The following is a 7648-nucleotide window of genomic DNA, read 5'->3' as shown; positions in this document are numbered from 1 at the left end:
GCCCTGCGCGACCAGCTTCCCGGCGCGCAGGACGGCGGCATGGCTGCAGATCTGCTCGACCTCGGCCAGGAGGTGGCTCGAGATGAACACCGTGGTGCCGTCCTCGGCGAGGGAGCGGATGAGCCCGCGGACCTCGCGGGTCCCCTGGGGGTCGAGCCCGTTGGTGGGCTCGTCGAGCACGAGCAGGTCGCGGGGGGCGAGCAGGGCCGCTGCGAGGCCCAGACGCTGCTTCATGCCCAGCGAGTAGGCGTGGACGCGCTTGCGGGCCGCGTGCGAGAGGCCGACCCGGCCGAGCGCCTGGCCGATCCGCGCGGCGCGCGTCCGGGGCAGCGACCGGGGATCGGCGACGTCGAGCCGGGCGAGGTTCGCCTCGCCGCTCAGGAACGGATAGAACGCGGGCCCCTCCACGAGCGCCCCGACCCGGGGCAGGACCGCGCGGGAGCCCTGGGGCATGTCCTCGCCGAGCACCTCCGCGCGGCCGCCGGTGGGCGAGACGAGGCCCAGCAGCATGCGGATGGTCGTCGTCTTCCCCGAGCCGTTGGGACCCAGGAAGCCGAACACCGCGCCGCGGGGCACCTCGAGGTCGAGGCGGTCCACGGCGGTGTGGTGGCCGAAGCGCTTCGTGAGCCCGCGGGCGCGGATCGCCGGCTGCGGGGCGTCCCCGGCCTCGCTCACCTGGCCGCCGCGGCCTCGAGGGTCGACGCCGGCACCGCGCCGGCGAGGACGCGCCCGTCGTCGGCGAGGAAGACCGTGAAGAGCGACGACGTGAGCACCCGGCCGCCCGCCGCCGGCGCCGCGAGCTGCTTGACCAGCGGCGAGTCGGCGAATCCGGCGGGCACACGGTCGGCGGGGATCACCGCGACCGAGTCCCACCCGGGCGCCTGTGCGGCTGGCGGGGCGCCCTGCGCGTGGTCCTTGGCCGGGATAGTCCGCGCCGGCATCTGCTTCTCGGTCACGGTCGCCCCGGGTGGCGGCGTGAAGGCGAAGACGGAGGCGTCCGGGGCCGTGAGGGACAGCTGCGTGAAGGCTGCGTGCAGCGCGGCCGGCTCCTGGCCCTTCGCGTACACATCCACCGCCAGCGGAAGCCCGGTGGTCGCCTCGACGGCGATCCTCACCGAGCCGACGAGGGTTCCCGCGGCCTTGGGCGTGAGGACGAGGGTGTACGCGCTGTGGCCTGCCACGCTGGTCGCGTCGCCGAGGCTCACATCCGTGCTCGGCCCTGCGGCGGCGAGTAAGCGCTGGGCGAGCTGGTCAGTGGTCAGGGCGGACGCGGCATCGGGGGAGGGCTGGCCGGCTCCCGCGGGGAGTACCGCATGGGTCACGGTGTTCGCCTTGGAGTCGTACGTCCACGCGTCCGGGCCGTTGCGGACCGCGTCCCGCTCGGCGAGCTGGTCCAGCACCTGCACGCGCAGCCGCTGCGGGCCGTCGGCGTAGACCTTGGCCGTGTGGGCGCTCGTGAGGAACTCGAGCGCGGCGGCCTCTGAACCGAGAGTCGAGCTCTTCGTCGCGGGCCCGAGCGCCTGGGCCGGGATCGCCGGGAGCCCGAGGTCGGCGCGCTGCTCCACCTGGCCGGAGAAGGCACGGGCCTGATGCCCGGCGGCGAGTGCGAGGACCTGCTCCGGGGTCGCGGGCGGGGGAGGGGACTCGGCGGTCGCGCCGGCGGCGAGCACGCCCACGGCGATGACCGCCGGGACGGCGGCTGCCGGAATCCATCGGAGCCATCGGCGCTGCATGGCGACCTCCTCACGAGTCTGGTTCAACGCTACGCCGCCGTCGTGCCGGTGTCGTCATCCCTCGGGAGTATCTCGAATCGGCGGCCGCTCCGCTGGCCCGGGTCCTCAGCCGCCCGCGAAGGGCGGGAGGACGTCCACGACGTCCCCGTCGGCAAGCGGCCGGGAGCGGTCCTTCGCCGCGACCTCGTTGACCAGGAAGGAGCACCGCCGCAGCACCTCGGCGAACGCCGGGGCGTCCCGGCGCGCGCTGGCCGCGCCGTCCCTGACGGCCGCGGTGCGGTCGACGGCGAGGGCCGCCTCGAGCGCCTGGGCGAGGCTCGCGCCGTCGGGCGCCGTGAGCGGCTCCTCGGCGACGCCCGCGGCGGCCTGGGCCGCGGCGTAGTACCGCAGGGTGATCTGCACTGTGTCCTCCAGCTCGTGGTGGCCGACGGCGCGGCGGGTCGAAGGGTCTTGGCGGGTCGGTGCCGAGGGAGGCGCTCAGCCGCCGATGGCGGACATCGAGCGGTCCGGCTGGACGAAGTCCCCGGCCCCCAGCCCCGTGTGGTCCATGCCGTGCGCTCTGGGCTTGAGCCACATCGCGTCCTGCCAGCGGGCCGCGACGTCCTCGTCGGAGGCGTCGGAGCGCAGCAGCTGGCGGAGGTCGACCTCCTCGTGCGAGAAGAGGCAGCTCATGACCTTGCCCTCGGCCGTGATCCGCGTTCTCTTGCAGTCCGCGCAGAACGGCTCCGTCACCGAGGCGATGATGCCCACGGTGCCGAGGAGGCGGGCGGAGGGGGCGCCGTCGTGCGTGCGGCCCATGCGGGGACGCACCTCGAAGCGCTCGGCGGGGGCACCGTCGCGCTCGCGCGGGTCGGGGGAGAGTGCGAACCGCTGCGACAGGAGCGTGCGGATCTCGGCGGCCGTGACCATGCCGTCGCGGGTCCAGCCGTGGTCGGCATCGAGCGGCATCTGCTCGATGAAGCGCAGCTCGTACCCGCGCTCGAGGCACCAGGCGAGCAGGTCCGCGGCGCCGGCGTCATTGATGCCCCGCATGAGGACGGAGTTGATCTTGATCGGGCCGAGGCCCGCGGCGTCTGCCGCCTCGATCCCGGCGAGGACCCGGTCGAAGAACGGCCGCCGCGTGAGCTGCGCGAAGGTCTCGGGATGGAGCGTGTCGAGGGAGATGTTGATGCGCGTGAGCCCGGCCGAGGCGAGGGCTGCCGCCTTCGCATCGAGTCCCACGGCGTTGGTCGTGAGGGCGATCGGCAGGCCTGGGTGCGCGGCGCGCAGCGCGGCGACGATGTCGACCAGGTCGGCCCGCACGAGCGGCTCGCCTCCCGTGAGCCGCAGCTCCCGCACGCCGAGGAGGCGCACGCCGATGCCCACGATCCGCACGACCTCCTCGGCGGTGAGCACCGAGTCCTTCGTGAGCCAGGGGAGGCCCTCGGCGGGCATGCAGTACGAGCAGCGCAGGTTGCACTTGTCCGTCAGGGACAGGCGCATGTCGGTGGCGACGCGGCCGTACCGGTCCCGCAGGCCCTCGAAGGCGGGCCGGTCGGCGCCCATGGCCCCCGATGGCCCGGCCGTTCCCGACCCCGGGGCTGCGCCCCTCACCATGGGGATGCCGAGCTGGACTGTCATGCCTTCTACCGTACGCCAGTGCGGGCGGTCACGTCCGAGGGTGAGGTGCACCACGGGCCCGACGCCGGAACTATTCTGGACCCATGGGAGCGCCTGAACCGGGCGGCGGCCTGCGCGGTCCGCGCCGCGGGCACGGTGCCGTCGGTGCTGCGAACGTGCGGTGGTGGGCAACACTGTGCGGTGTTCTCGCCGCGCTCGCGGGCGTTCTGGCGGGCGAGTTCGCGGCCGGTCTCGTGAGTCCATCGCTCAGCCCCCTCTCGGCCGTGGGAGCAGCGGTCGTCGACTTCGCCCCCGGCGCGGCCAAGGACTGGGCCATCCAGACCTTCGGCACCGGGGACAAGGCCTTCCTCGTGGCCTCCATCACCGTCGCCGTGGTCGTGCTGGGCGCGGTGTCCGGCATCCTCGAACTGCGCCGGCCCGGCCTCGGGGTGGGCCTGGCGGCACTTGTGGGCGCCGCGGGAGCGCTCGCGGTCGTGACCCGCTCCCTCGCGTCCCCGGGCGCCGTCGCCTGCGCCCTCGTTGCGGGGATCGTGGCGATGTCGCTCGTGCGGTGGCTCGTGGGTCGGCTCCGCCGCGACGCCGTGCCCGCCGGCCAGCCGCCCGGATCCCGCACGCACGACGTCGCCCCCGTCCCCGCCGCCGGAGCCCCGCCTGGCAGGCCGGGCCGCCTCGCCCGGCGCGGCTTCCTCCGAGCGCTCGCGGGCACGGCAGTCGCCGTCGCGCTGGGAGGCGCGCTGACCGCCGTCGTGCGCGGAGCCTCGCTCGCCGCCGCGGCCGCCCGCGACGCCCTGCGGCTCCCGGCCCCGGCATCCCCGGCCGAGGCGGTCCCGCCAGCGGCGGACCTGGCGGTTCCGGGCGCTGCCCCGCTCGTGACTCCCAACCGGGACTTCTACCGGATCGACACCGCGCTCGTCGTGCCGTCGGTCGACCCCGGCGGGTGGCGGCTCGACGTGACCGGCAGGGTCGCCGAGCCCGTCGCGCTCACGTGGGCGGAGCTGCTGGCCCAGCCGCTCGTGGAGCGCCACGTGACACTGGCCTGCGTGTCCAACCCGGTGGGCGGCGACCTCGTCGGCAACGCGCTCTGGCTCGGGTGGCCGGTCCGCGAGCTGCTCGCCCGCGCGCGGCCCCTGCCCGGCGCGGACATGGTGCTCTCCCGCAGCATCGACGGCTTCACTGCCGGGACCCCGCTCGAGGCACTGACCGATCCCGGGCGAGATGCCCTCCTCGCCGTCGGCATGAACGGCGAGCCACTCCCGCCCGAGCACGGCTTCCCGGTCCGGCTGGTGGTGCCGGGCCTCTACGGCTACGTGTCCGCGACGAAATGGGTCACCCAGCTCAAGGTCACCTCGTTCGCCGCGGACACCGCATACTGGAGCACCCGCGGCTGGAGCGAGCGCGGGCCCATCAAGACCGCCTCCCGCATCGACGTTCCCCGCGGCGGCGCCCGCGTCCCGGCCGGCGAGGTCACGGTGGCCGGCGTCGCCTGGGCGCAGCACCGGGGGATCTCAGCGGTGGAGGTGCAGGCGGACGACGGCGCGTGGCAGCCCGCGCAGCTTGGAACCGGGATCTCCCGCGACACGTGGTACCAGTGGATGGCCCGCATCGCCCTCCCCTCCGGCTCGCACCGCCTCGCCGTGCGCGCGACCGACGGGAACGGCGAGGTCCAGACCGCGTCCGTCGCCCCGCCGGCTCCGGACGGTGCCACGGGATACCACACCATCACGATCGAGGTGACATGACAGGACACACCGAGCCGCACGCCCAGGGCCGCGGAGCAGCGCACGGCCACCGGACGGTGCAGGAGCACCGGGCCCGGCTCGCCGAGCTCCTCGCGCCCCTCGCCCAGCGCCCGGCCGAGGAGCGGTCGCTGGATGCCGCGCTCGGCGCAGCCCTCGCGGCGGACCTCGTCGCGCCCGTGAGCCTCCCGCCGTTCGACAACTCCCAGATGGACGGCTTCGCCGTGCGCTCGGCGGATTTCAGGGGTGACGTCGGCGCCAGAGGGGGTGATCTCGGCGCCAAGGGGGGTGATCTCGGCGCCAAGGGGGGTGATCTCGGCGCCAAGGGGGGTGATCTCGGCGCCACGGGGGGTGATCTCGGGCGGGAGTTCACGGTCGTCGCGGCGATCGCCGCCGGGGACGTGCCAGCGCCTCTCCAACCCGGGCAGGCGGCGCCCATCATGACCGGAGCGCTCCTCCCCGAGGGCGCGGACGCCGTCGTCCCCATCGAGTGGGCCGTCCCGTCCCGGTTCCCCGAGCCCGGGGCGACCGTGGCGCTGCCGGCGGTCGAGCCGGGCACCTATGTGCGGCGAGCCGGGAGCGACGTGGCCGCGGGCGCCGTCGTGCTTCCCGCAGGCACTCCGATCGGCGCGCGGCAGGTCGGCCTCGCCGCGGCACTCGGCTTCACGGCGCTGTCAGTGCGGGCCCCGCTGCGCGTCCTGGTGATCAGCACCGGCGCCGAGCTGGCCCCCGACGGCGAGCCGCTGGGGCCGGGCCAGATCTACGATGCGAACGGCTGGCTCCTGTCCTCGGCCCTGCGTGAGGACGGCCTCGAGGCCGAGAACGCCGTCTCCCGCTCGGACGATCCCGCGTCCCTCCGGCACGAGCTCGCGGAGGCCGCCCGCGCGGCCGAGGAGGGCCGCCTCGACCTCGTCATCACCACGGGCGGCGTCTCGAAGGGGGCATTCGAGGCCACGAAGCTCGCGCTCGACGAGCACGACGTCGAGTTCTCGCACCTCGCGATGCAGCCCGGCGGACCGCAGGGGCTCGGCTCCTTCGAGGGGCTCCCCGTCGTCGCCTTCCCCGGCAACCCGGTGAGCTGCTGGATCTCGTGGGAGGTGCTCCTGCGGCCGGTGCTCGCCGAGGTGGTCGGCGCGCCGCGGTGCCGGCGGCGCCTCACCGCACGGCTCGCCGCTCCGCTCGACTCCCCGCACGGCAAGCTCCAGGTGCGCCGGGCGAGCCTCCGCCAGGACGGATCTGTCGCGCTCGTGGGCGGCCCAGGCTCCCACCTGCTCGGAGCGCTCGCGGTGTCCGACGCCCTCGTGCTCGTGCCCGAGGACGTCACCGACCTGGCCGCCGGAGCCGACGTGGAAGTATGGCTCACGTGACAGACATCCCACAGAGCGACCCGGAGCCGGGCACCCCCTCCGGGCTCACCCACGTCCGCGCCGACGGCAGCGCCCACATGGTCGACGTGAGCGCCAAGCCAGAGACCACGCGCGAGGCGACGGCCCAAGCGGTCCTGACGACCACCCCCCAGGTGATCGAGCTCCTGGCCGAGGGCGGGCTTCCCAAGGGCGATGCGCTCGCCGTCGCGCGCGTGGCCGGCATCATGGCCGCGAAGAAGACCCCCGAGCTCATTCCGCTGTGCCACCCCCTCCCGATCTCCAAGGTCACGGTCGACTTCGAACTCGGCACCGGGTCCGTGCGGGTCGTCGCGAGCGTCAGGACCCGCGGCGTGACCGGGGTTGAGATGGAGGCCCTCACGGCCGCCTCCGTCGCCGCGCTCGGGGTATACGACATGGTCAAGGCGGTCGACAGGCACGCGGTCATCTCCGACATCAGGGTCCTCGCGAAGTCCGGCGGCAAGAGCGGCGACTGGGCCCTCGAGGAGGGCGGCCAAGGGGTGCCGCGCCACCGGGGAGGGGAGCCGCGATGAGGCGAGCAGGCATCGTCATCGCCTCGACCCGCGCCGCCACCGGGGTCTACGAGGACCGGTCGGGGCCGGTGATCGCGGACTGGCTCGCCGACCACGGCTTCGAGGTGATCCCGGCCGCGGTCGTGCCCGACGGGCCGAGCGTGGGGGCCGCGCTCCGCGCGCTCCTGGCGTTGGCGCCCGCGGTCATCGTCACGAGCGGGGGCACCGGCCTCAGCCCCGACGACCTCACCCCCGAGGAGACCCTCCCCCTGCTGGAGCGCGAGGTCCCCGGCATCATGGAGGCGATCCGCCGGGCCGGCGCCGCCAAGACGCCGCTCGCACCCCTGAGCCGGGGCCACGCAGGAACCGCCGGGCGTACGTTCATCGTCAACCTGCCGGGATCCCCCTCCGGGGTCATGGACGGGCTCACCGTCCTCGACCCCCTGATCGGGCACATCTGCGACCAGGCGGAAGGCGCCAAGGACGGCGCCGAGCACAACCACGGAGGCACCGGCCATGGCCACTGACCAGCACGCGTACCCCGTCGACGTCGTCCACGCGGCTGTCGGCACCGAACCGCTCGACGAGGCCACGGCGCGCGGCGCGGTCGACGCCCCGGACGCGGGCGCCGTGGTCCTCTTCTCCGGCGTGGTCCGCGACCA

At 74.9% G+C, this 7648-nt stretch carries 8 protein-coding genes and 1 pseudogene; 5 read left to right on the top strand and 4 right to left on the bottom strand.

The genetic code is table 11. The annotated features are described in order from the left end of the window. The 4 genes from ABD298_RS17435 to moaA form a co-directional block, all read right to left on the bottom strand. Positions 1-675 (bottom strand): ABC transporter ATP-binding protein (locus ABD298_RS17435; RefSeq protein ID WP_344301074.1); only part of this gene is annotated, 675 nt, incomplete at its 3' end. Beyond that, a complete protein-coding gene (locus ABD298_RS17430) occupies positions 672-1733 on the bottom strand; it encodes a LolA family protein (RefSeq protein WP_344301073.1) in 1062 nt (353 codons plus the stop codon). The genes ABD298_RS17430 and ABD298_RS17435, both read right to left, overlap by 4 nt. 105 nt (positions 1734-1838) lie before the next feature. Continuing rightward, entirely contained in the window at positions 1839-2129 is a 291-nt protein-coding gene (locus tag ABD298_RS17425; protein ID WP_344301084.1) for a MoaD/ThiS family protein, read from the bottom strand. Between the two features lie 81 nt (positions 2130-2210). Further along, positions 2211-3353, bottom strand: coding sequence for a GTP 3',8-cyclase MoaA (gene moaA / locus ABD298_RS17420; RefSeq protein WP_344301072.1), 1143 nt, complete (start codon positions 3351-3353; stop codon positions 2211-2213). Positions 3354-3436: 83 nt separating this feature from the next. Between moaA and ABD298_RS17415 the strand changes: the two genes are divergently transcribed. From ABD298_RS17415 to ABD298_RS17395, 5 genes and pseudogenes are all read left to right on the top strand, one after another. Next, positions 3437-5092, top strand: coding sequence for a molybdopterin-dependent oxidoreductase (locus tag ABD298_RS17415; protein WP_344301071.1), 1656 nt, complete (start codon positions 3437-3439; stop codon positions 5090-5092). Beyond that, the gene (locus tag ABD298_RS17410; protein ID WP_344301070.1) at positions 5089-6456 is read left to right on the top strand and encodes a molybdopterin molybdotransferase MoeA; all 1368 of its coding nucleotides are present in this window, start codon (positions 5089-5091) and stop codon (positions 6454-6456) included. Before ABD298_RS17415 ends, ABD298_RS17410 begins: the two co-directional genes overlap by 4 nt. Next, positions 6444-7007: a cyclic pyranopterin monophosphate synthase MoaC gene (gene moaC / locus ABD298_RS17405; RefSeq protein ID WP_425564478.1), complete on the top strand. Its 564-nt coding sequence runs from the start codon at positions 6444-6446 to the stop codon at positions 7005-7007. Before ABD298_RS17410 ends, moaC begins: the two co-directional genes overlap by 13 nt. Continuing rightward, a complete protein-coding gene (locus ABD298_RS17400; RefSeq protein ID WP_344301068.1) occupies positions 7004-7513 on the top strand; it encodes a MogA/MoaB family molybdenum cofactor biosynthesis protein in 510 nt (169 codons plus the stop codon). The genes moaC and ABD298_RS17400 overlap by 4 nt, the downstream gene beginning before the upstream one ends. Further along, positions 7503-7648, top strand: a pseudogene (locus ABD298_RS17395) (hypothetical protein); the annotation flags it as partial. The gene ABD298_RS17400 and the pseudogene ABD298_RS17395, both read left to right, overlap by 11 nt.

Origin of the sequence: Sinomonas flava (assembly GCF_039531875.1) — a bacterium.
GTDB classification, from domain to species: domain Bacteria; phylum Actinomycetota; class Actinomycetes; order Actinomycetales; family Micrococcaceae; genus Sinomonas; species Sinomonas flava.
The sequence above is the reverse complement of the archived record's forward strand: the minus strand, read 5'-3'. Positions and strand labels throughout refer to the sequence as shown.

Coding starts and splice junctions, on each gene's coding strand:
- ABD298_RS17415 (WP_344301071.1), top strand. CDS start 3,437: ATGGGAGCGCCTGAACCGGGCGGCGGCCTGCGCGGTCCGCGCCGCGGG.
- moaC (WP_425564478.1), top strand. CDS start 6,444: ATGGCTCACGTGACAGACATCCCACAGAGCGACCCGGAGCCGGGCACC.
- ABD298_RS17410 (WP_344301070.1), top strand. CDS start 5,089: ATGACAGGACACACCGAGCCGCACGCCCAGGGCCGCGGAGCAGCGCAC.
- ABD298_RS17400 (WP_344301068.1), top strand. CDS start 7,004: ATGAGGCGAGCAGGCATCGTCATCGCCTCGACCCGCGCCGCCACCGGG.
- ABD298_RS17430 (WP_344301073.1), bottom strand. CDS start 1,733: ATGCAGCGCCGATGGCTCCGATGGATTCCGGCAGCCGCCGTCCCGGCG.
- moaA (WP_344301072.1), bottom strand. CDS start 3,353: ATGACAGTCCAGCTCGGCATCCCCATGGTGAGGGGCGCAGCCCCGGGG.